Origin of the sequence: Pectobacterium parmentieri, assembly GCF_001742145.1 — a bacterium.
Lineage (GTDB): Bacteria > Pseudomonadota > Gammaproteobacteria > Enterobacterales > Enterobacteriaceae > Pectobacterium > Pectobacterium parmentieri.
In genome coordinates this window covers 1,164,531-1,188,618 of sequence record NZ_CP015749.1, presented here as the reverse complement: position 1 = coordinate 1,188,618, position 24,088 = coordinate 1,164,531, and the positions used below count along the sequence as shown (strand labels likewise).

Genomic DNA, 24,088 nt, shown 5'->3' with positions numbered 1-24,088 from the left:
GTATTTAATCAGGGGCTAATCCAGGACAGATAAAGGGTGAGCGTCAGGATAGACACGATTGTCGAGTACAGCACCGTGCGAGAAGTGATACGCGCTTCACGACGATAAAACTCTGCCAGCATGAACGGCCCCGTTCCTGTCGGCAACGCGGCCAGCAGTACGGCGGTATGGGTCAACAACGGAGGTAGGCCAAAGACTTTTACAGCTATCACCCAGGTAATGACGGGATGCAAAACCAGCTTTAACGTGACCAGCAAACCCACGATGACATTCGGCTGAAAAGGCGCATCGCGCGAGGTATTGGCCAGAAAAAGCCCTAACGCGATCAGCGCGCAAGGCGATGCCGTGTTGCCCAACAGTTTCAGGAAGACATCAACAGGTTCGGGGACGCTCAGGCCGCTCAACGGGAAAAACAGCGCCACGGTTGGCGCAATCAAGAGCGGATTACGAGCCAGTGCGCTAGCCACCTTCAGCAGCAGCGCCGTTTTGCGCGTTTCCGTCTGGATCCCGACTTCAACAAACACAATCGCCACAGCAAAAAGCACGCAGACGGTCACGATGGTAGCAATCAGCGTCGGTGCCATCGCCTCTTGCCCTAAAAACGCCAGCGCCAGCGGGAAACCGATAAATCCCGTGTTGGCGTAGCTTGAATTCAGTGCATCCAGTGCGGCATCCGCCAAATGGCGCGAGCGATAGAGCTGAAAAACCAGCGTGAGTGCAAAAACCAGCAGCGCACCAAGGCCAAACGTCATGATAAAACCGGGTTGCCAAACGTCAGACCAGCGGGCGTGTGCAATGATGTTGAAGAGCAGCGCGGGTAGCCCGAGATAGACCACAAATCGATTCAGTTCTGACGTCGCATTCGGGCCGAAGATACCGATTTTCCGAGTGAACCAGCCAATGAAAATCAGCGCAAAGATAGGTAATACAACAGCAAAGGTCGATAGCATGACAAAGGCTCAATGTTATTTGCAGGATACCGCCTGCTTCCTCTAAGCAGTAAAAAAGCTCAGCAACACCGTCGCTGAGCTTTTGCGATCGCTGACGACAGCTTAATTACTCAGATCGCTGCCGTTTGAGGCAATCACTTTCTTATACCAGTGAAAGCTTTTCTTACGCGAACGCTGCTTCGTACCGTTCCCCATGTCGTCCTGATCGACGTGGATAAAACCATAGCGTTTTGACATCTGCGATGTGCTGGCGCTCACCATGTCGATAGGTCCCCACCAGGTGTAGCCAAACAGCTGCACGCCATCCGCAATCGCTTCACGCATTTGCTCAATGTGCAGGCGAAGATAATCGATGCGGTAATCATCCTCAATTTGCCCGTTAGGCCCAGCGAGATCCACCGCACCCAGTCCATTTTCGGCAATAAATACCGGTTTCTGGTAGCGGTCATAGAGCTGATTGAGCGCTAAGCGCAGCCCTTTCGGATCAATCTGCCAGCCCCAGTCGCTTTCAGGCAGGTACGGATTTTTGATACCACCGGTGATCAGGTTTCCTTTCACGCCTTCCAGACTTTCCGGGTGAGCGCTCACGGTGCTCGACATGTAATAGCTGAACGACACGTAATCTACCGGGTACTGCTTCAGGATTTCGTCATCGCCGATCTCTTTTTGCAGCACGACGCCCTTCTGTGCAAACAACCGTTCTGTCCAGGCAGGGTAATAGCCTCTAGCCTGCACATCGCTAAAGAACAGCGACACCCGCTGAACATCTTCACAGGCTTGTAAATCATCCGGGTGACAGGTATGCGGATACAGGATCTGATAACTGATCATGCACCCCACCTGTGAACCGGGAATAATCTCGTGGCAGGCTTTCGTTGCCAGCGCGCTGGCGACAAACTGGTGGTGCGCGCCCTGATATTTCGCCTGTTCCAGATTCGGGTGGTTCTCTTCAATGACCCCGACGCTGACGTAAGGGTGATGTTTCACGCAGTTGATTTCGTTAAACGTCATCCAGTATTTCACTTTCTTGCGATAACGCGTGAACACGGTGGTAGCGAAACGCACATAAAAATCGATGACGCTACGGTTCGGCCAGCCGCCATATTCCGTCACCAGCGTCAGCGGCATTTCGTAATGTGATAGCGACACAATCGGTTCGATATTGTGCTTACGCAGTGCGTCAAAAACCTTATCGTAAAACTGAAGGCCAGCTTCATTTGGCTCTAGCTCATCACCACGCGGGAATAGACGAGTCCAGGCAATCGACATACGAAAACACTTAAAACCCATCTCGGCAAACAGCGCGATATCTTCCTCATAGTGGTGATAGAAATCGTTGCCCTGTCGTTTGGGATAGTATTTCTTGCTGTTGGGATCCTGCGCTTCAGCCACCTGCGCGTGTGTCATCCCTGCCCACTGATCTAGCCAGCGCGCTTTCGGCGCACTCGCATCAAAAATGAAGACATCAGAGGCAGAAAGACCTTTACCATCCGCATCGTGTGCGCCTTCCAACTGGTTCGCCGCCGTCGCGCCGCCCCACAGGAAATCCTCAGGGAATGCTTTGTTGAAATTCATCATTTCTCCTTACACCGCAACAGCGGACAGTTTCAAAAATGCTTCACGGGAATCGACGTCATTTTCTTTCATCACGCTGATTTCCTGATAATTTTCTGTATTGGTCACAATCATGATGACGCTTGGGTCAATGTTTTCTGCACGCAGCGCATCAAGATCAAAGCTAATCAGCAGATCGCCCACCGACACTTTTTGCTCGTCCTCAACGTGACGGGTAAAGTGCCGTCCGTTCAGCTTAACGGTGTCGATACCGATATGAATGAGCACCTCAGCCCCTGCGCTGCTCTCCAGCGTGATGGCATGATTGGTGGCGAAAACCGAGCCTACAGTGCCATTGACGGGTGAGCGCAGTTCACCTTTTTGCGGCACAATCGCAATCCCTTTACCAAAGACCTCATCGGCAAAAACCGGATCGCTGAGCTGGTGTAAGGGCACAACATTGCCAGCCAGCGGTGCAAAAAGCGTCTCGTCTTTCGCGGCCTGCGCTGGTGTCGTCGTCCCTGATGCCTCTTTTTCCTTATCACCTGCTAATGGCGTGTTAGATTCTTCGGTTTTATCAACTGGATCGTCAAAACCGATCAGGTACGTGATCACCGTAGCCACCGTAAAGGAAATCGCCAGACTGACCAGCGCCCAACCGAAGGTCGGCCCCACCAGCGCAGGCAGGCCGGGAATGCCGCTTAAGGCATAGGCATATGCCTTCACGCCCAGCGCCAGCGCAAACCCACCGCCGCAGGCACCGCCGATCAACGCCGCAGCGAAGGGTCGCTTAAACCGGATGTTGATGCCGTACATTGCCGGTTCGGTTACGCCCATCAAGGCGCTGAAAGACGTCGACAATGCCAGTGATTTGATTTTTTTATTGCGGGAGCGCAGAAAGACCCCGAATGCAGCGCCAGCCTGACCAAAGTTGGCGACATACATGATGATTTTGAACGGGTCATAACCAAGACGGCTGATGTTATTGATGATGATCGGCACTAGCACATAGTGCATACCAGTGATAATCATCAGGGACAGTGTACCGCCGACGATAACACCGGCAAGTGGCCCCATGTTGTCCACCAGCCAGATAATGCCACCGGACAGAGAATTGCCGATAAAAATCCCCGCAGGCCCGATAAGGATCAGCATGATAGGCGCGACAATCAGCAAACTCAGCAGCGGAACGAACATCATTCTGAGCGCGGAAGGCATATATTTGCTAATAAACCGTTCCACATAGCTAAGCAGCCAGACGGAGACAACAATCGGGATCACCGATGACGCATAAGACACCGGAGAGACACCAAATCCCAAAAACTCGACAGGCTGCCCTGATTTCAACAGGGTGGTAATGGTGGGGTGAAATAACGTGGCGGCCAGCGCGACACTGACAAACGGGTTCGCACCAAATTTCTGCCCGGCACTAAACGCAAGCACGATAGGAATAAAGTAAAAGACACCATCGCCAATCGCCGACAGAATCAGGTACGTCTGGTTGGTGTTCGCCACCCAGCCGAAAGAAATCACCAGCGACAGTAAACCTTTTAATACCCCAGCACCGGCGATAGCAGGAATGATCGGTGAGAAAATCCCTGAAATGATTTCAAATAGCGCCGAAATCGGATTTCTTCTTTTCGTCGTTTCGCTTTTCTCTTCGATGTCAGAATCATTATCACGCTTAGCGTGCGGAACTTCATCGAAAATAGCCAGACAGACCTGCGCGACTTTCCCGCCGATAATGATCTGAAATTGATCGCCAGACAGGTTTACCCCCATCACGCCATCGAGGTTTTCCAGCGCCTGACGATCGACTTTATCGACGTCTTTCAAATAAAAACGTAATCGCGTAATACAATGAAACAAGGAGATGATATTCGGGGCGCCGCCCAAATGTTCAATAATCCTAGAGGCCGTCTGTTTATAATCCATCGATTATATACTCCAGAAAGAAACACAGTTAAGGTCGAATAAATACCAACAGTTTTTTGTCAGTTTCATAGCTTCCTCTGGGCTTTGCCTGATTAAACAGTAACAATCCTAAATGGAATTCTTTTGTCGCTGCATCATATTTTCTATATGCACCGTCAGATATAACTTTTCAGCATCGGTCATTTGATACTGATAATTCTTTTTGATGAAATCACCAATCGCATTGACGCAATTAACCGTTTTCTCATGTTTCTTTTTGACCAGATTAAACAGGTCATCGACATCATCATTGAGTTCGGTTTTTCTCAGCACACGCTGCGCAAAGAATTTAATATGGGTAATAAAGCGCTGATAGTTGATGCTTTGCTCGTCAATCGTTACGCCATACCAATACTTGACGATATTTTGAATTTGATAAATTAACTTTGTTATTTCAGTTACTTGTCCATCAGCATTTTTCATCCCTGCGTTAACAATATGCAACGCGATACTACACGCCTCAGCATTCGGTAATAGCACGCCGCTGCGGGAGGCGATAATAGCCAGCGCCTGCAATGCGACGGAATATTCATCTTTATAAAAATGACGTACTTCCCACTCAAGCGGATTATTGATCTCCAAACCTTGTTTATGTCGCTCAATGGCATAATGCAGATGATCGGACAGTGAAACATAAAGCCCTTCGCTAATTTTATAATTCAGCGAATGCTGCGCCAAATGCACAATATCATCCGTTAACTGAATCACTTCCACCGGAACTTCATTAAGTAACACCATAAAACGGGAATAGATTTTATCGTCATGCAGATGGAAGGTTTTCTCGACCTTATCTGCTGGAATGCTATCCCCTGCGTGAGCCTCAAAACCCAGCCCTCGACCGGTTAAAATAAGCTCATTGCCCGAAGAGTCCGTGGCGCTGACAACATTATTATTTAATATTTGTTTGATATAAAATGTCATACCACTCCCCAAAAACAAAAAACGGGCAAAACGTAAATACAGTCAAGGAAAGAAATAAAAATTTCCCCGTATCTGCACCTAGGTTTTGCCCGCTTTGCGGTAACAAGCTCTAAAAGCAACGTGAATCTAACACCCTGAAAACACGATCGCAAGACACGAGCACATTTTTACTTAGCAGGGTGTTAAATATGTGATCGATACGACAGAGCGCCGCTATTCCGTCAGGGTGTCCAGCACCACCACGCACTGCCCGGCGCGAACAGACGCGCCAGGCTGGCAGCGAATTTCGCGAACCATGCCGCGCTGTGGCGATACAATCGGGATTTCCATTTTCATGGATTCGAGGATCATCAGCGTTTCCCCCTCGGCCACCGTCTTACCGACCTCCGTCGTCACCTGCCAAAGGTTGCCAGAAATCGGGCTTTCTACGCCGATCTGCCCCGGCAGGATGACGGCTTCAACCGTATCCTCAATCACCACGTCTGCGCTATCCGTCACCGCTTGCCCGGCAATGCGCCAGCGTTCGCGCTCCGCCTCAAACGCCGCCCGCTGGCGCACGCGGAATGTCTCGATGTCTTCGGCTTCCCGTGACAGGAAATCCTGATAGGCGCTTAGCGCCAGTTCGCTTTGCTCGATCCGTAGCGGATAGCGCCCTAGTGGGAAATCCCGTCGGATGGATAACAATTCGTCGGCCGAAACCGGATAAAAGCGAATTTGGTCGAAGAAGCGCAGCAGCCACGGCTTGCCGTTAAAGGCGTCAACGCCGCGATAGCGATCCCACATTTGCAGCGTACGCCCGACAAACTGGTAGCCGCCCGGCCCTTCCATGCCATAAACACACAGGTAAGCACCGCCAATACCCACCGAATTTTCCGCCGTCCAGGTACGCGCCGGGTTATATTTGGTCGTGACTAAACGGTGGCGCGGATCCAACGGTGTCGCAACGGGCGCACCGAGGTAAACATCGCCCAGCCCCATCACCAGATAGCTGGCGTCAAACACCGTGCGATATACCTCATCGAGATTATCCAGTTCGTTAATACGACGAATAAACTCAAGATTACTTGGGCACCAAGGCGCATCGCGGCGTACCGTCGTCATGTATTTCTGAATCGCCAATTGGCAGGCGGGATCGTCCCAGGACAGCGGCAGATAAACCACCCGCGATGGCACGGTTAGATTTTGCTGGGCGCAAACGTCCTGCCACAGCGTAGAAAGCACATCCAAAAGGTGCTGTAACGAAAGCACTTCGGGGCGATAGTGCACCTGCAACGAGCGAATACCCGGCGTCACGTCAATGATGCCATCGATCGTCTGTTGCTCCAGCGCCAGCATCAGCGCATGGACACGAAAACGCAGCGCCACATCCAACTCCGCCGCCCCCACTTCCAGCAACAGATGGGTATCACCGGACAGCCGGGCAACCAGCCGTTTATCCGCGTCACCGATATCCAGCACGACGGGAGAAATGAGCGAGGCAGGCGACCAGTCGATATTAATCGGCGCAAGCCGTTCTACCTCAGCATGACGCGCCAATGCCAGCGAACGCGCCGTGGTGAGATCAACGGGGATAAAGCGCACGCGATCGCCGGCATTAAGCTGCCCCAACGCCCACAGGTCGGCTTCAATCACCGTCACTGGACAAACGAAGCCGCCCAGACTTGGGCCATCCGGCCCCAGAATGACCGGCATATCTCCCGTGAAATCCACCGCCCCGATGGCATACGGGTTATCGTGAATGTTCGAAGGATGCAGCCCGGCCTCTCCGCCGCTATCACGAACCCACTCCGGTTTCGGCCCAATCAAGCGCACGCCTGTGCGGCTGGAGTTAAAATGCACTTCCCATTCGGTGGAGAGAAAGGTTTCCATATAGGCAGGCGTAAAATAGTCCGGTGCCGCATGCGGGCCATAAATCACGCGTAGTTCACGTACCGCAGACAAGGTGGTGCGTAACACATCCGGCAGACTGTCGCCGACGCGTCTGTCCTCCAGCGTAACAAGATGCAAGACATCCCCCGCCCGCAGCGCACGTCCGGCATGGCCGCCAAACTGCCCCAGCGTGAACGTGCTTTTACTGCCAAGGTAATCTGGCACCTCAATGCCACAGCGCAGGCAGAGATAGCTGCGCACGCCCTGTTTCTGTATTGCCCCTAAACGCAGTGTGGCACCGGCCGGTATCGCAAATACGCGATCCATCGGGACGGGCTGACCGTCTATCTCAATAGCGATAACCGCCCCCGTAACAACCGCCACCGCATCCGTATTAAAACGCAATGTCGGCCCGTTCATCGTGATCTCCAGCGCAGCCGTTCCCGCTGGATTACCCACGAGTCGATTCCCTAAACGCAGCGCCCGATCGTCCATCGGACCCGACGGTGGCACACCGACCGACCAATATCCAAGACGTCCAGGGTAATCCTGTACGGTGGTTTGCGTACCCGCGCTCACCACTTCGCAGGTTGCCGCCTTATAGGCCAGCGCATCAAGACAGCGCGTCCACGGTAGGCCGCAGGCAAACGGCTCTGCCGCCAGAATCTGACGTAGATAGTCACGGTTGTGTTCCACGCCGTAGAGTCGCGTATCCGCCAGCGCCCGATCCAGCACAACCATTGCCTGTTCACGGGTTGGTGCGCAGGCGATGATCTTCGCCAGCATCGGGTCAAAAAATGGGGGAATGTCACACCCGGCGGTCACCCAAGTATCGACGCGCAGGCTGCGTCCTTCTGACGCGGGGAATTCGACTTCCGTCAATAATCCCGGTGATGGTTGGAATTGTTTGCCCGGATCTTCAGCGTACAGACGCGCCTGAATCGCATGCCCCTGCGGGTTCAGTTGGGCTGCCAGCTCACGTAACGGCGGCAGATCGCCAGCGGCCAGTTCAATCATCCAACGCACCAGATCCACGCCCCAGACCTGCTCCGTCACGCCGTGCTCGACCTGTAGGCGCGTATTGACTTCAAGGAAGTAGAAACGATCGGTCGCGCTGTCATAAACGAACTCCACCGTCCCCGCGCTGCGGTAATCCACCGCCTGAGCCAGACTGATTGCCGCAGAACACAGCGCGTCGGCGACGCCGTTCGGCAGATTAGGCGCGGGCGTTTCTTCAATGACTTTCTGGTTGCGACGCTGCACCGAACAGTCCCTAACGCCCAAAGCCAGTACCTCGCCCTGACCATCGCCAAAAATCTGTACCTCAAGATGCCGGGCGCGTTCGATATATTTTTCGATGAAAACGCCCGCGTCGCTGAAATTGTTCTGCCCCAGTCGCTTTACCGTATCAAACACCTCGGACAGTTCCGTGGCGCTATAGCAGACGCGCATCCCAATCCCGCCGCCTCCCGCCGTGCTTTTGAGCATGACCGGATAGCCGATCTCTGCCGCTGCTCGCAAGGCAGCGTTGCTGTTTTCCAGCAGTTCGGTGCCTTCCAGCAGCGGAACGTTGTGTTTTTTCGCCAGCGCCCGCGCGGTATGTTTTAAGCCGAATACGCGCAGTTGCTGCGGCGTCGGCCCGACAAAAGCGATCTGCGCCGCTTCGCAGGCTTCGGCAAACGCCGCATTTTCGGACAGAAAACCATATCCCGGATGAATGGCCTGCGCGCCGCTACGCTGCGCCGCCGATAAAATTTTCGCGACATCCAGATAGGTATGTGCCGCCGCACCCTCTCCCAGACTAATAGCTTCATCGGCATCCTGAATATGCAGGCTGCTGATATCGGCATCAGAGTAGACCGCGACGCCACGGACGTTCATCTCGCGCAGTGAACGCAGAATACGGCACGCAATCGCACCACGGTTAGCAATCAGAAGTGTATCGAACATACGCTAGACTCATGCAAGGGCAGGTCGTCCCGCCAAAATGCGATCCGCATGATGGTCGTCCATCGCGGTCACGGTCAAAGAATGTAGAGATGTGCCACAACACCGAAATTATCAGGTTTTGTCAGACGAAGAACGGCTCGTCAGCGGCAGAAAATACCGATTTGCCCTCGCTTCCAGCGCACTCACCAGCCACATTTTCACACGCAGCCAACGCATGTGTTTTTCACGATCTCGATCCGGCGTCAATTCCATACCAGCACCTCCGCAGGCGTCGGATTCCAACCGTTACATGGGTTGTTAAGCTGCGGACAGTTGGAAATCAGCACGACGACGTCCGTTTCAGCACGTAACTCCACGTATTTTCCCGGCGCGGAAATGCCGTCCTCGAAGGTCAGCCCGCCTTCCGCCGTTACCGGCACGTTCATAAAGAAGTTGATGTTCGCGCCAATATCTTGCTTGTTCAGTCGGCCATCGTGCAGGCAAGCACAAAGAAAATTGTCACGGCAACTGTGCATGTAGCGTCGGTCGAGCGCATAGCGCACGGTATTGCTCTCCTGCGCACAAGCTCCACCCAAGGTGTCGTGCCGACCACAGGTATCAGCGACGATCGTCAATAACGGATTACCAAGGTTGGAATACAGCACGCTACCTGTCGTCAGATAGACGTTATTCTGACGGCGTAGCGTACGTTGTGGATCGTAGCGTTCACGCGGGTTATCGACACGATAGAACAACGTATCCACCGCCTGATTACCTTCTAAATCCAGCAGCCGCAATGTTTGCCCTTGTTTTACCTCAAACAGATAGGGTTCTCCGGCTGGGATGACATGGCGGAAGACCGCGTCCTCGACTATTTTATTGCTGGCAATTAACGTCATACCCGGCCTCCTTACAGGTAACCGCGTTCGGTATTGTGAAACGCGCGTGTATTTTCCTCACGGAACTCACGGCAGTATTTGGCGACATCCTCGCCCTCTCCTCGACTCCAGGTGAGTGCAATCGGACGCGGCGCATACGTCGGGTTGGGATCCATCGGGTGCTGCAAAGCGGTCAACACGACCAGCGTGTCCATCGGTGCATACAGCTCGATGTAGTCTCCCGTCTGCGAATGATTGGCATGAAAATGAAATTGCCCCTGCGCATCCACCGTGACTTTGCTGAATAGGTTGATCGTCATCAGCAAATCTTGCAGATTGAGGTTCCATTTCCCCATCTCGACCAGCAGGTTATCCATACCGTTACGGAAAAAACCGTTGCGCAATTCCTGATAACGTCCCTGCCCGTATTTCTCATGTACCTCCTGCGCATTAAGCACACCGCCAAAACTGTCGTGCCAGCCGCACGTATCGGTAACGATCGCTGCCAGCACGCGCCCCATATCGGAATAGAGGCAGTGCCCAACCGTTAATTTGGCGGTATGTTGCCCTTTCAGGGTGTCCGGCAGGTTTAGGCGTTCGCTGGTCTGGCGCGCGTTAAACAGCAGCAGGCCGACATTGCCGCCGCCCTCTACATCCGTGATCCGCAAAATTTGTCCGCGCTTGAGAATGAAGGAGGTATGGCCTCCGCCCGGCACCGTTTCTTCATCAAACGTTGGCCGGCCTGTCGATATCTTTGTCGATGTCTGTATCTCTGTCATAACAGAAAGCTCCTTAAACGGGGGATGCCATCGCGCTGACAGCAGGAGACAGCGGCGTAACCGCACGCTGGCGCGTGGCGAGGCGCGCCTGATTCAGCGGAATGTCATAAGTAATGCGTGCGCCATAGGCTTCCGGCGCATGGGGATCGACACGCACCTTGTCGAACACCAGCAAACGTGTGCCAAGGTGGAAGCCTTCTGGCAAATCGTGGGTGACCATAAAGACCGTTAAGCGGGTTTCACGCCACAGCTCCAGTAACAGGGTGTGCATATCACCGCGAATGCCGGGATCCAGCGCCCCAAAGGGTTCATCAAGCAGCAGGATGCGTGGCTGGACAATAAACGCTTGAGCAATCGCAAGCCGCTGCTGCATCCCGCCGGAAAGTTGATTGGGATATTTGTTCATCGTATGCCCAAGCCCGACGCGTGCCAGCATACGGGCTGCTCTGTCGCGCGCCTCCTGCTTACGCCGTCCAAACAGCCTGCCTAGCCAAGGGGAGCGCGGTATTTCTAGTCCAATCACCACATTTTCCAGCACGGTTAAATGTGGGAAAACCGAATAGCGCTGAAACACCACGCCGCGGCTGGCATCCGGTTCGGCGGGTAGCAGTTTCCCTTCGAGCCGTACTTCGCCACGACTGGGCGTTTCCTGCCCCAGCAGCAGACGTAAAAAGGTGGATTTACCGCAGCCGGATGCACCGACCATCGTGCAGAATTCCCCTTCCTCAACGTTCAGGTTGAGCCGTTCCAGCACGACGTGGTCGCCGTATTCTTGCCAGATGTTATCGATCTCGATAAAACTCATGCTTTGCTTTCCTCTGACCACGGGAACCAGCGGCGATGCAGCCAGCGCAGTACCATATCCATCAACCATGCCAGCAGCGTGATCCACACTACGTAAGGCAGAATCACGTCCATCGCCAAATAGCGACGTACCAGAAAGATGCGGTAGCCCAGCCCCGCCGTTGCTGAAATCGCTTCGGCAGAGATGAGGAACAGCCACGCCGCGCCCAGCAGCAGCCGCAGGGAAATCAACAGCCGTGACAGCAGTTGCGGCAGAATGACGCGCAACACTACCACCCAACTGTTCGCCCCCAGCGTCTGTGCTTTGATCAGCATTTCCTGTGGGATATTGCGGGCACGCTGTTCGAGATCGCGCGCCAACATCGGCGTAACACCAATGACGATCAGCATCACTTTCGAGAGTTCATCCAATCCGAAGACGATGAAAAGAATCGGTAAAATCGCCAGCGGCGGGATCATCGACAGCACCGTCATCAACGGCGAGAGCGACGCACGGAACAGCGGAAAAGCCCCTGCTGCAATCCCAAACAACAGGCTCAACAGGCTGGCGATCCCCAGTCCCAGCGCGAGACGCACCAGACTGGCCTGCGTATCCAGCCAGAACAGGTAGTCACCGCTACGTTTGTCTTCGGTCAATGCCATGCGCTGAATCGCCTCGGCCATTTGCCCAAGACTTGGCAGCAGTTTGTCATTGGGATTAGCTTCCAGTCGTAGCGCTGACCCCACGAGGTACAGCACCAGCAGCACGGTAAACGGCAGCAGGACAAGCAGCAGCCGTCCGCCTCGGCTGGGGGAGCGATTGATCAAGCGCACGATAGTCTCTCCAGTCTGCGAGGTCAGAGTTTGTTCTCTGCGGCCAGACGCACGAAGGTGTCGTCAAAGCGTAGTTTCACATTAGTGCTGTCACCTTGCGTGATCTGCCCAGGGAAGGTCATGCCGATAAAATCGGCACTCTGTGCGCCGGTTCCGAGCAGCCCTTTATCAAAGGAGAAATCGGCAACGCGTTTCATGGTGTTCGGAAGATCCGCGCTGGTCAGGAAGGTCAGATTGTCCTGTGCAGAATAAAACAGATGGGTGGTTTTTAGCTGCGCCTGATAACCTGCTAAATTGGTGCCGGAAGCGGCAGCCATCGATTCCAACGTCGACTTGTCGCCCGCTTTCATCAGCGCCATCATTTCAAACCAGGCACCGGCCAGCGCTTTTCCCAGCGCCGGATTTTCTTGCAGCGTCTGCGTGTTCACGACCATCATGTCGATCAGTTCGCCAGGGATCTGGCCGGACTGGAAAACTTCCGTCGTGTCCGGCTGGCTTTTGATCACGGAAAGCTGCGGGTTCCAGGCGACCGCCGCCTGTACGCTGCGAGTCGCGAAAGCGGCAACAATATCGGCATCCGACGTGTTGACGACCGTGACATCCCGCTCACGTAATCCGGCCGTTTCCAGACCACGTACTAGCAGATAATGAGAAACGGAGAGTTCAGGCAGGTTAACCTTCATCCCACGCAAGTCGTTCAACGTTTTCCCTTTGCCTTTGAGTACGATGCCGTCATTGCCTGCGGAGAAACTGCCAAGCAGCAACGCCGTGGTATCCACACCACCCGCAGCCGGAATGGTCAGCGCATCCATGTTGGTCATGGTGCAGCCGTCAAACTGTCCGGCGGTGTATTGGTTGATCGACTCGACGTAGTCGTTAAGCTGGGTAACCTTAATCTTGATGCCGTACTTGTCGGCCCATTTATCGATAATGCCCTGCGTGCCGATGAAACCCCACGGCATCCATCCGGCATAGATAGTCCAGCACACGTTGAATTGCGTTTTAGGCGCAGCCTGTGAAGGGAAGCTCAGCAGCGTTGAGAGACTGAGGACGCAAACGCCCAGTAAACGAGATAGATTCATGCCAGACCTCCGGTTGAGTAGGAAAAAAGCGGGAACAGCGCGACACCATGGGTGTTGCTGTCTCCCGGGCTTTTGTCCCGCCGTGTAACCTCAACTGGAGGTCGCCAGCTCTCGGACCAGACATCCATATTGCATGGATCGGAACCCTAGCCAGCTATTCAGGTTGTTCAGCGCCCTATGTGGTGCTGTCCCGAATAGATAAAAGCAAAATGCGTGCCAGTACCGGAAATGCCGCTATGGCTGGCGTTTGTGCAGGGAAAAACGCCGTTCTCGCGTCATCGCGGTGCAACCGCACGGTGAGTTCGCCTCACGGCAGTGCAGAGAGGGTTAACCGATACAGGGTTTAGTGTGCGGAATCGCTCGCCGCTATTTTTTCCAGCAGCGCACTAAACAGGGTTTGTTCGTCCGAGGACAGTGCCTGAAGCATCTGTGCCTCTATTTGCTTTTCCTTATGCAGAAAAACCTGCGTAAACGCGACGCCTTTATCGGACAAACTGAGCCATACGCTACGGCCATCATCAGGGTTATCAATCTTGCGGACATAATCACGCTTGACCAGCTCAGCCACCATTCGAGTGATCTGCGCCTTATCCCGCCCCACCGTTTTCGCCAGCGACTGAGGCGTAATGCGCCCTTCCGTCGCGATGATCTTACATAGCCTGACGTGTACCACATCCAGACTAATATCATGCGCTTTCATCTGTTCCTGCATCTGTGCCTTATAGCGTTCTAATAAGGCAAAAAGGGCTTTCATCATGTTTTATTGACTCAGTCAACCAATGATCATATAGTTGATTTTATCAACTATCTATCATGAGTTCAATTTAGCGAGGCTACGATGGGAAACGTCTATCAGATTACGGTAGAAGAAAAAGACGAGCAGAAACGCACGCTGTCGTTTGCATTCTCGCTTCACGACGACCAGTTCAAGTTACTGGAAAAAGTCGATGGCAAGATGGACATGACGCCGGAACAAACTCAGGCCTTTATGGTGGGGCTGAAGCTATTTGGTGAAGTGATGATGCAGCAAAGAAAGCATCCACTGTTTAAGGAATTTGCCGCTCCGTTCAGGGAATTTATGATGAACCTGAAGAAACCGTGATCTGCACGGACGCGCCGAAAATGTACCACAGTGGAAAATGAATCTCCCCACGCGGCACAAGCGCCCGCGCAGGGAGTCGTTACGTCTTACTCTGCCAGATCGAAGCGATCCGCATTCATCACTTTCACCCAGGCAGCAACAAAGTCATTCACAAACTTCTCTTTGCTGTCGTCCTGTGCGTAAACCTCGGCGTAGGCACGCAGAATGGAGTTGGAACCAAAGACCAGATCCAGACGCGTTGCCGTCCATTTGACTTCACCCGTTTTACGATCGCGGATTTCATACAGGTCTTTCCGGTAGGGCTTCCACGTGTATTTCATGTCGGTCAGGTTGACGAAGAAATCGTTCGTCAGCGCCCCTTCACGATCGGTAAATACGCCGTGCTTCGTACCGCCATAGTTGGTTCCCAGCACGCGCAGACCGCCAACCAGCACCGTCATTTCTTTTGCAGTCAGCCCCATCAACTGCGTGCGATCGAGCATGAGCTCTTCCACGCTAACGGCATAATCTTTCTTCAACCAGTTACGGTAGCCGTCATGGATTGGTTCGAGGACGTCGAAAGACTCCACATCGGTCAGGACATCAGTGGTGTCACCGCGTCCCGGCGCAAACGGCACTGTCACCTGTACGCCAGCCGCTTTCGCCGCTTTCTCAATCCCCACATTACCCGCCAGCACAATGGTATCCGCCACGCTGGCCCCAGTTGCAGCCGCAATACTTTCCAGTACGACTAGCACACGCGCCAGACGCTCAGGCTCGTTCCCTACCCAATCTTTCTGCGGGGCGAGACGAATACGCGCCCCGTTGGCACCGCCGCGCATATCAGAACCGCGGAATGTACGGGCGCTGTCCCAGGCAGTGGCCACCAGCTCACTAATGGAGAGGCTACTTTCCGCAATCCGCGCTTTGACAACATCAACATCATAATCGGTACGACCTGCCGGAACCGGGTCCTGCCACAGTAAATCTTCCTGCGGCACATCTGGGCCGACGTAGCGAGCTTTCGGCCCCATATCGCGGTGCGTCAGTTTGAACCACGCTCGGGCAAACACTTCAGAGAAGTAGGCCTGATCTCGGTAGAAGCGCTCGGAAATCTTGCGATATTCCGGGTCAACTTTCAGCGCCATATCGGCATCGGTCATCATCGGGTTGTAGCGAATCGACGGATCTTCAACGTCAACCGGTTTATCTTCTTCTTTAATACTGACGGGTTCCCACTGTGACGCACCCGCTGGACTCTTTCTCAATTCCCATTCGTGATTCAACAGCATGTGGAAGAAGCCGTTATCCCATTGTGTAGGATGCGTAGTCCAGGCACCTTCCAGCCCGCTGGTCACGGTATGACGACCTTTGCCCGATCCCGTCGGGTTATGCCAGCCGAGACCTTGTTCTTCAACATCCGCACTTTCTGGTGCCGCGCCCAGCAGGCTGGCATCGCCGTTGCCGTGGGTTTTACCTACCGTGTGTCCGCCTGCCGTCAGAGCGACGGTTTCTTCATCATTCATCGCCATACGAGAGAACGTAACACGCATATCTTGTGCGGTACGCAGCGGATCGGGATTGCCATCGACGCCTTCTGGGTTAACGTAAATCAGCCCCATCTGTACGGCGGCTAACGGATTTTCCAGCGAGGTACGATCGTCGCTACCATAGCGACCCGTGCTCTTTGCCAGCCACTCTTTTTCCGAACCCCAGTAGGTGTCTTTTTCCGGATGCCAGATGTCTTCACGGCCAAAGGCGAAGCCGAAGGTTTTCAGCCCCATAGATTCATAAGCGATATTACCCGCCAGAATAATCAAGTCTGCCCAACTGATCTTATTGCCGTATTTTCTTTTGATCGGCCACAGTAAACGACGCGCTTTATCGAGGCTGACGTTATCCGGCCAGGAATTGAGCGGTGCGAAACGCTGGTTACCCGTTCCGCCGCCGCCGCGACCGTCTGTTGTGCGGTAAGAGCCTGCCGAGTGCCAGGCCATACGAATCATCAGACCGCCGTAATGACCCCAGTCTGCTGGCCACCATTCCTGGCTGTCCGTCATCAGCGCATGCAGGTCTTTTTTGAGGGCATCGACATCGAGGGTTTTCAGGGCTTCACGGTAGCTAAAATCGCTGCCTAACGGGTTGGTCTTAGTATCATGCTGATGAAGAATGTCAAGATTGAGGGCATTTGGCCACCAGTCGGTGTTTGATGTGCCAGTAGAAGTGTTTCCGCCGTGCATAACCGGACACTTGCCGGCTGTTTTCGTTTTATTCTCGTCCATCATTATCTCCCAGTATGTTGCATTGCCTTAATCACTACGCCAGAAGGTGGGTCGTTCTCCGATAGTCTTGTCATGTGACAATGGAGCCTTCACCTATTCCCTCTACTTGATGCAAGACAGTGCCAGAGTCTCCCTATAATTTATAATTGTATACGCTAACTTCTGCGATAGCTTAACCTGATGAAAAGCGTGATACCGGTATGTGACGCATACAGTCTTTCCCAGAGAAATGTTTATCGTGTCCGTCAAGATTGCGTCGTCCCGCGGATAAAACCCAACGGCTTCGTCTTCTTTGACGCTGGCACCATTTGACGAATACGGCTAAACATTCGGCACTTGAAAGAAGAGAATAAACAAAGCGCTTGCCACGAACGCCGGAGCCGTCCATAATAGCGCCCATTCCAAACATTGGAATGAAGAAAAGCATTCTAATCAAAACGTTACTGATTAAGATGTTATCTCCTGTACGACCGTAGCTCAGTTGGTTAGAGCACCACCTTGACATGGTGGGGGTCGGTGGTTCGAGTCCACTCGGTCGTACCAATTCATGCTCTATAGACGTATGCTAATGTCTATAACATCTTGAAAAGAAGAAAATTTTTATCTTCTCTTGTTCCAGTAAAACCTATCAAAATCTACTCATATCCAATGGTTTTAAGTCCATTTTTAAGTCCATTTGAATACGGGTAATCTCACTTCCAGATTGTTACTGTTAAACAACACGACCAAGAACCAAAATCCAGCTCTGATGCTAATCAGGAGCGACGATCATGGTACTTTCTGCTATAGCTGTTCGCCAAGCAAAAGCAATTGGCAAAGCCTATACACTCCCAGATGATAATGGCCTTTCTCTTTCCGTCTCACCGAGCGGTGGGAAATCGTGGCATTTCCGCTATTACTGGCTAGGTAAACAAAAACGCCTATCTCTTTGCACCTACCCCAAAGTGATCTGTCCTTGATTTAGTGCCCACCTTGTTTTCAAATCAGTCAACGAAAGCGAGGTCACTATGACGAGACAACAATATACCCCGGAATTCAAGCGCAGAGCAGTGGCGTTACTGCTCGAAAGCGGCAAGTCTGTTGCCCGTATGGCACAGGAGCTTGATATCAAAGAGAACACGCTCTACAACTGGAAAAAACGCTATCAGGATAAGGCGGTGACGATCGATACCAGTTCCCCCGATAGCAGCGACGCGATGCTTGCCGCACCTGAAGCCGCCGTATCGGCCTCTCCCGCTCACCCCACATCCGTTCTTGCAACAGCACCGTCCCCCACTGCGCCACACGATGTCATGGAAGACATGCTCGCAATGCTGATACCAGCCGAAGCGCCTAGCACAGTAGCATCCTCCAGTGCGTCGAGCGCTGCACAACCCGCATCCTCGCCACCTGATGACACGGATGAGCCCATACCGTAACAGGCCTCGGATACGCCATCCCAACCTGAGTCTGTCAAACCGCTTTCGAGCGAACACTTCATCGCCTGGTTGAGGGAAGGAGTTAAATCACGCAAACTCATCATCAACGACGCCAAAGCGATGGTGCATACCGTGAACGATACGGTCTATCTTGTCAGTCCTGGGATTTTCCAGCGCTATGTGCAGGAGCACCCGACACACGCCACCCTGGAGAAACAAGAGGGATTACAGGATTGGCAGTGGATTCAAAAGCGCTTCGAAAAGCACCAGGCGCATCGAAAGCAGCCCAGCGGCCTGAACATCTGGACATGCCAGATGACGGGGCCAAGAAAAACTCGGCGGTTGCACGGTTACTTACTCACAGACCCGTCGAGCGTCTTCTCGGAGCAACCACCCAATAATCCATACTTAACGCTTCTGGAGAACGAGCCAACTTAATCATGCAATCCGGCGCAGCGCATATGCCCCGTTATCAAGACGCACTGACACAATACCGTCAATACCTGATCCCCAACCTGAGACATTTACGATTGAACGTACGCTTGGGTATATTCAGACTGTCTGCGGCAGCTTGACGATCCCCCCCGAACTGTCGCAGCCTCGCTTGCAGGACGGTGGCCTCACGTAAACACACCGCAAGGCGTAAATCCGCTATGTGTTGGAAATCCTCTCCCTGAACCTGGTCACTTGCCAGCCGTTTCTGCGCCTCGGGCGGCAGTGACTGCATGGTGATCTGCTGGCCAGATGAGGTATGAGCACAAGCAACCTCCAGCAAGTTGCGCAGTTCCCGCACGTTGCCAGGAAAGGCATACTGCATTAACTGACGCAGGAATGACTGCTCCAGCGTCACGGGTGCTTTCTGCTCCCGTCTGCAACAGAGTGCGATGAAGTGACGGCACAGCAGCGGAATATCCTCTACACGTTCGCGCAGTGGCGCTACATGCAATACACACTGGCATAGTCGGTGGTACAGATCCTGGCGAAACGCACCGTCTGATATGCGCTTTGTCAACGAATGATGCGTGGCGGCAATTAGCCGGAAATCCGAATGCACCTCCTGCTCTGCGCCGAGAGGGCGAAAACACTTGGTCTCCAGCACCCGCAATAACTTGGCCTGCATGGCAAGCGGCATATCTCCGATCTCGTCCAGAAACAGCGTGCCGCCATGGGCCTGCGCCACCAGACCAACCTTGTCGCTCAGAGCATCAGAAAATGCCCCTTTCTGGTAGCCAAACAACTCACTTTCGATCAGATTCTCGGGGATCGCGGCACAGTTAATCGCCACAAAGGGCGCATCACCCCTAGCGGAACACTGATGCAACAGGCGGGCCACCACATCCTTGCCTGTACCCGTTTCGCCTAGGATCAGCACCGACAAAGAATGCTCAGCCGCCTGCCAGACCTTTTGTTGCAATGCCCTCATGCCTAGCGACTGGCCGATCAGGGTATCCTGTATACGTTTTATCAACCTCTGCTGGCGCACCTCATCCCGAGCTCGTTTGACAGAAGCACTGAGCATTGACTGCTGATGCAGCCCTCCCGATCGCTGGCGCAAAAGCACCAGTTGGTTGCAGAATATCTGAACCAGCTTTCTGCCTTCTCCACTGTCGTGCCATTGTTGTAAACGCTCTGGTGTATCCAGTAGCGCCAGTGTTCCCAATACGGTGCCGCTATCCGATAACATCGGTATGGCATACAGCCCACACGCAGCTCCCAGCCCCGACAGCATCTGTTGAAAGGCCAAGTGCTCAATACGCGCACCACCATTCAACGATGGCCAGACATGAGCTTTGCTCTCATGCAGGGCATAGGCCAATGGATGACTGAAATCATCCACATCAAGTGTCATCACAACGGGCTCATCTGCCACCTGACCTTGACAAAAAAGTTGCCTGCCGGTGCGATCAACCAGCCCAAGTATCGTACCACGGGGCCGTAAGTGAGACGCCACCGTGGACAAAAGCCAGTCACACAGTTCAGCCTCAGTGTTCTGTGCAGTCAGCGTTAATGCCAGATCAAGCCAGGATATCTGCCCCGACTCTTTACCGTTTTTGTACCTCTGCTCCTCCTTCTGCAATCCTTTGCATTCAGACATCGCCACCTCCCTGCCGTATTTTTATACCTTTACGTTTATAAAATAATTTATTAGCCCAAGATAATCTATTATATTTTATGTCCAAACCACCAAGTATCGCCGCCTATGATACATAGGGATATTCCCCATTAACAAAACCCGCTCACCCCAAATTTAAAAACAACCACCATCATTATATATAAGTTAATAATTAACAGCCTTACAAACAGAAAAATCATCTAAAACCCACACTCCAGAGACAATCTAAAAATAGTGGAGTAAATTTATTTTAAACAACATATTCAGTATTTCAGGCAGATTAAACATGGCACAGAAAAGCAATAATCCCTGCAGAGGGCAACAAACATGGAGTGAGCTTGATCAAGTTTTTAACATTAATACTTGATGGCTACCAAATACCGCCCCTATGAGTCTTTAATTCAGATTATTTTTTGGAAATTTATAAATAGCATTTGACTATCTAATGGGAAAATTAAAGCCCTGGGCTATCCAGATAGAACTTTCGTCTTCCACGATGAACATCGTAGCCTTGAGTGCTTAAATAACTTCGCACCTTGATGCTTCACTCCTAGTCGTGCAAGGCCAGTGCTGGCGGGGGGCTAGCCCTCTGCAAGTGTAGTGCTATTATGCAAAGCTATTTAGTATTCGATAAACTGACCAGTATCGACTGGTTAAAGGCTATAGATAACAAAAAGCGTGGAACAGCATTCAGATTTGCTCAGGAAAATAAGATGAATAGGAAGGTGAAGAAAACGAGAGTTAAGCCCCCCCAGACGTAAGGATCAGGCACGCACACGGAAGCAAACATGCGCTACCAATATCATACTGATAGGCCCTAGATTTTTTGTTGCAAATTTAAATCGATAGAATAAACCATCTACACAGTTAGCATTCAAAAGAATCGTTGATATAATTAAATTCTCAACTAAAAATCGTGTCTACCTATATAAAGCACTGCAAATCCTTACCAACGACAGTTAGACTTCAATGCTGCACAAGGGTTTATATTCAATGCTTATAAAATTTATTGGAAATCTGGTGTTTTCCAAAAATCCATTGCTCACTACAGTGAAATGCGTCAATTCAACTCTAATGGCAATCAAGAGGTTCGTTTTTATTATCAAGTATTATCTGGAACTGGTGGACGATTTCGCCTTGCTACCGGACGATTCCTCAGGAGATATGCGACCGCATCTTCAGTATACGCGCCCCCTCCTCGCTTATAGAAATCCTTCCCCGGATGCAGAAGATTTTACGAAAACTGTTATAAAAATAAAACAGCCATATCCTAGGATTTTTATCAATATATCGTATGCAACCTAACACTGGACACCTAACTTTAGGTGGGATATATGAAACCATTGACCGTGTAAACCATAATGTTAAATTTTTTATTTTCGCCTCAAGAAAAATTAACTGTTCCAATAAAAAATTCAACCCCAACGTGAAATAAGGTTTTTTATAATGAAAAATATTATTGTAAAGCTATTAGATTTCGAAATTACAATGCCTTTTAAAAGAGAGGACATTATAAAAATATTTGATACATTGCCTGAATATGTGATAGAAAAATCCAAAAACAAAAACATCCCTGTAGAACAAGCCATGAAGGCCATAAATAGTGAGATCCAAACCGTTCTAGAGATGCTTAATGAAGATGATGTGGAGATTTTTTTTAATATTGCGAATGAATATAATTCATTAACAATGGATGAATCAAATGACCATGAGCTAGAAATAATGCAACCTGAAAAAGACAAGTGGGGTTTTTACATTAGATTTCAGATTTCAAGACCTCTTGGGATTGATAGTAATCCATTAGTTTTCTTAGATAAGTTTATTATAGAATCGGATTCTGAACTTTCATTGAAAGAGGCCAAGACTCTCAGATTAAGAAATTTAGAAAATTTAATATACAGAGAAATCGCACAAGTTTCTAGAAGAGTTGAGCAAGTTTTGATTTTGGCCTTCGCCGAATTAGGAATTGGCATTGCATACCCTGACAATTTAGCATCTGCAGCATTTCTTGAAAAAATAAAGAGAGAATCGGAAAAGGACTTTATTAGTCGGCATACCAAAAATCATGAAGACTATTACGAGGTACCATTAATTAATTTGAGTGACAAATTTGGCGTTAATTTATTTTTGGAAAAGTCTACGCCATAGGACACTAAAGCAACCCAAAGAACCGATGCTGTCGATATATCAAAATTCGACGACTTCTTCAATCAGCATTACGGTCGATTTGAAGATGTACTTGTTGCTGGTGAATCGTTTAAAAAAATAAAAACAGCAACCCATATCCTCACCACTTCACTTTTTGATGACTCGCTCATAAATAAGATCATTTTATCGATGACCTCTATTGAAGTGTTATCGAGCAAGGTGCGACGTCCCGATGCTGAGATTAAAGCATTAGACTATTTATCCAAAAAATTGAATGAATCAGATATCAATGATGAAGTTAAAACATCCATTGAGAAGGGATTGTTGTCTTTGCAGACTCAATCAATCGGTAAAAACTGCAAGACTCTTGTCAAAAATCTTTTGGGAAAAAAGGACTCTGAACTATTTTATAGGCTATATGATTTCAGATCGCAATTAGTACATACTGGATCCCTAAAAGAAGAAGAAGAGCAAAAAGAGATGCTCAATATTTACATGGACGCCTACAGCTTGGCCAAGAGATTATTAGTAGCATATATAGATAAATCTTCAAAAAATCCATACTAATATAAATAACTACTATTTTTTCCGGCCAGTTCCTCGACAAAGAGGGAACTGGCCGGCAGAGTCTGACTCATTCTGATGTCACTCTCAGCTTCCATAACATGCACTGGGCACTTGAATGTTAGGTATTCGAATACAATTATGCGTTCCATATATACTCTCAGAGAGAGGTGACATTTTTAAGCCGCATTGAAAAAAATCACTTTCTTTCACACAAATACAGACATTCGTAGCAAGTCGATTTCCAGTGTTACTTAGCACAAGTTTTAGGCAATTAATTCGCTCCCCCTCAACATCTCCCTTTTTGATAAGGCATGAAAAATATCGCCTGACGGTAGCTATAACTTACGAAACACTGCTATTTCTACGTCGCTTTTTGGTATTGGAGAATCTATTTTATTGGTTACACTGCCGAACAAACCACCCCCAAAAAACTATCCCTTTCATCATCAAAAATATAGCAACACTCTCTCCAACCCATAGAAGTAAAATCCAGAACTCTTTGCTAATTTCACTCATCAAAGCAAATATTCAACTCATCCTCAAGCCAACCAATACTTTTTAAATGCGTCACAAACCTTTCAATAAAAATATCCAAATCAAGGCCATCAATATTATATTTTATTAATCTAGGACAGAAAAAATCATAAAAACTGCGTCCAAGCCTATACCTTTGCTCTGCCTTACTCAAAAACCTGTAAGTATCTTCACTAACCGTCAGGTCAAAATATATAGTATTGTCTTTTTTAGACCTCCTAACTTTTGACTTCCTTTCATACTTATCCGGAAGACATCGGAAAACAAAGAACAGTTCAATATTTACATCCGAAAATTCATTTTCCAACTTTTCAAAAATCGGTATCAACTCATCAGAGATGATAGCAACCAGTGTTAAACCAGATGTATCAGACGATTTATCTAATTTCATT

21 protein-coding genes, 1 tRNA gene and 1 riboswitch are annotated in these 24,088 nt (G+C 50.7%); of the genes, 7 read left to right on the top strand and 15 right to left on the bottom strand.

Annotated features, from left to right (window positions below; all coding sequences use genetic code 11):
- Positions 1–8: 8 nt before the first annotated feature.
- From A8F97_RS05270 to A8F97_RS05220, 12 genes are all read right to left on the bottom strand, one after another.
- The gene (locus A8F97_RS05270) at positions 9–950 is read right to left on the bottom strand and encodes an AEC family transporter (protein ID WP_014700303.1); all 942 of its coding nucleotides are present in this window, start codon (positions 948–950) and stop codon (positions 9–11) included.
- A gap of 102 nt (positions 951–1,052) precedes the next feature.
- Positions 1,053–2,525 carry a glycoside hydrolase family 1 protein gene (locus tag A8F97_RS05265; protein ID WP_033071630.1) on the bottom strand — a complete coding sequence of 491 codons (1,473 nt, stop codon included), beginning with the start codon at positions 2,523–2,525 and terminating at the stop codon, positions 1,053–1,055.
- Positions 2,526–2,534: 9 nt separating this feature from the next.
- On the bottom strand, positions 2,535–4,439 hold the full coding sequence (locus A8F97_RS05260; RefSeq protein WP_014700305.1) for a beta-glucoside-specific PTS transporter subunit IIABC: 1,905 nt from the start codon (positions 4,437–4,439) through the stop codon (positions 2,535–2,537).
- Positions 4,440–4,547: 108 nt separating this feature from the next.
- Positions 4,548–5,399: a BglG family transcription antiterminator LicT gene (gene licT / locus A8F97_RS05255; protein WP_014700306.1), complete on the bottom strand. Its 852-nt coding sequence runs from the start codon at positions 5,397–5,399 to the stop codon at positions 4,548–4,550.
- 213 nt (positions 5,400–5,612) lie between these two features.
- The gene (uca, locus tag A8F97_RS05250) at positions 5,613–9,218 is read right to left on the bottom strand and encodes an urea carboxylase (protein WP_033071631.1); all 3,606 of its coding nucleotides are present in this window, start codon (positions 9,216–9,218) and stop codon (positions 5,613–5,615) included.
- Between the two features lie 111 nt (positions 9,219–9,329).
- Positions 9,330–9,470, bottom strand: a complete 141-nt coding sequence (locus A8F97_RS24405; RefSeq protein ID WP_162939036.1) for a hypothetical protein — start codon at positions 9,468–9,470, stop codon at positions 9,330–9,332.
- Entirely contained in the window at positions 9,461–10,096 is a 636-nt protein-coding gene (locus tag A8F97_RS05245; protein WP_014700309.1) for an urea amidolyase associated protein UAAP2, read from the bottom strand. Before A8F97_RS05245 ends, A8F97_RS24405 begins: the two co-directional genes overlap by 10 nt.
- Positions 10,097–10,107: 11 nt before the next feature.
- On the bottom strand, positions 10,108–10,854 hold the full coding sequence (locus A8F97_RS05240; protein ID WP_033071632.1) for an urea amidolyase associated protein UAAP1: 747 nt from the start codon (positions 10,852–10,854) through the stop codon (positions 10,108–10,110).
- Between the two features lie 13 nt (positions 10,855–10,867).
- Entirely contained in the window at positions 10,868–11,659 is a 792-nt protein-coding gene (locus A8F97_RS05235) for an ABC transporter ATP-binding protein (RefSeq protein WP_033071633.1), read from the bottom strand.
- Positions 11,656–12,471, bottom strand: a complete 816-nt coding sequence (locus A8F97_RS05230) for an ABC transporter permease (protein WP_015730670.1) — start codon at positions 12,469–12,471, stop codon at positions 11,656–11,658. Before A8F97_RS05230 ends, A8F97_RS05235 begins: the two co-directional genes overlap by 4 nt.
- Before the next feature lie 23 nt (positions 12,472–12,494).
- Positions 12,495–13,553, bottom strand: a complete 1,059-nt coding sequence (locus A8F97_RS05225) for a putative urea ABC transporter substrate-binding protein (protein WP_015730671.1) — start codon at positions 13,551–13,553, stop codon at positions 12,495–12,497.
- Between the two features lie 59 nt (positions 13,554–13,612).
- Positions 13,613–13,714, bottom strand: a riboswitch (guanidine-I (ykkC/yxkD leader).
- Between the two features lie 182 nt (positions 13,715–13,896).
- Entirely contained in the window at positions 13,897–14,310 is a 414-nt protein-coding gene (locus tag A8F97_RS05220; protein ID WP_025918535.1) for a MarR family winged helix-turn-helix transcriptional regulator, read from the bottom strand.
- An 81-nt stretch (positions 14,311–14,391) separates the two neighbouring features.
- On the opposite strand from A8F97_RS05220, the gene A8F97_RS05215 reads away from it, so the two are divergent.
- The gene (locus A8F97_RS05215) at positions 14,392–14,655 is read left to right on the top strand and encodes a DUF3861 domain-containing protein (protein ID WP_033071634.1); all 264 of its coding nucleotides are present in this window, start codon (positions 14,392–14,394) and stop codon (positions 14,653–14,655) included.
- Between the two features lie 86 nt (positions 14,656–14,741).
- Here the strand turns inward: A8F97_RS05215 and katG are convergent, their stop codons facing one another.
- Entirely contained in the window at positions 14,742–16,916 is a 2,175-nt protein-coding gene (gene katG, locus A8F97_RS05210; RefSeq protein WP_033071635.1) for a catalase/peroxidase HPI, read from the bottom strand.
- A gap of 466 nt (positions 16,917–17,382) precedes the next feature.
- On the opposite strand from katG, the gene A8F97_RS05205 reads away from it, so the two are divergent.
- The 4 genes from A8F97_RS05205 to A8F97_RS23800 all read left to right on the top strand — a co-directional run bounded on the left by A8F97_RS05205 (position 17,383) and on the right by A8F97_RS23800 (position 18,772).
- Positions 17,383–17,459: transfer RNA gene (locus A8F97_RS05205), tRNA-Val, on the top strand.
- 227 nt (positions 17,460–17,686) lie between these two features.
- A complete protein-coding gene (locus A8F97_RS22980; RefSeq protein ID WP_081440001.1) occupies positions 17,687–17,875 on the top strand; it encodes an Arm DNA-binding domain-containing protein in 189 nt (62 codons plus the stop codon).
- A 48-nt stretch (positions 17,876–17,923) separates the two neighbouring features.
- The gene (locus A8F97_RS23805; protein ID WP_099092832.1) at positions 17,924–18,334 is read left to right on the top strand and encodes a transposase; all 411 of its coding nucleotides are present in this window, start codon (positions 17,924–17,926) and stop codon (positions 18,332–18,334) included.
- Positions 18,335–18,403: 69 nt separating this feature from the next.
- Complete coding sequence (locus tag A8F97_RS23800; RefSeq protein ID WP_232487932.1) at positions 18,404–18,772, top strand: conjugal transfer nickase/helicase domain-containing protein; 369 nt, start codon at positions 18,404–18,406, stop codon at positions 18,770–18,772.
- Between the two features lie 58 nt (positions 18,773–18,830).
- Here the strand turns inward: A8F97_RS23800 and A8F97_RS05190 are convergent, their stop codons facing one another.
- Entirely contained in the window at positions 18,831–20,429 is a 1,599-nt protein-coding gene (locus A8F97_RS05190; RefSeq protein WP_099092831.1) for a sigma-54 interaction domain-containing protein, read from the bottom strand.
- A 1,464-nt stretch (positions 20,430–21,893) separates the two neighbouring features.
- Here A8F97_RS05190 and A8F97_RS05180 point away from each other — a divergent pair.
- Both A8F97_RS05180 and A8F97_RS05175 read left to right on the top strand, forming a co-directional pair.
- Entirely contained in the window at positions 21,894–22,595 is a 702-nt protein-coding gene (locus tag A8F97_RS05180) for a hypothetical protein (protein WP_033071636.1), read from the top strand.
- Between the two features lie 189 nt (positions 22,596–22,784).
- A complete protein-coding gene (locus A8F97_RS05175; protein WP_033071637.1) occupies positions 22,785–23,162 on the top strand; it encodes a hypothetical protein in 378 nt (125 codons plus the stop codon).
- A gap of 508 nt (positions 23,163–23,670) precedes the next feature.
- On the opposite strand, the gene A8F97_RS05170 is transcribed toward A8F97_RS05175, so the two are convergent.
- Positions 23,671–24,087 carry a hypothetical protein gene (locus tag A8F97_RS05170; protein WP_127087976.1) on the bottom strand — a complete coding sequence of 139 codons (417 nt, stop codon included), beginning with the start codon at positions 24,085–24,087 and terminating at the stop codon, positions 23,671–23,673.
- Position 24,088: the final 1 nt, after the last annotated feature.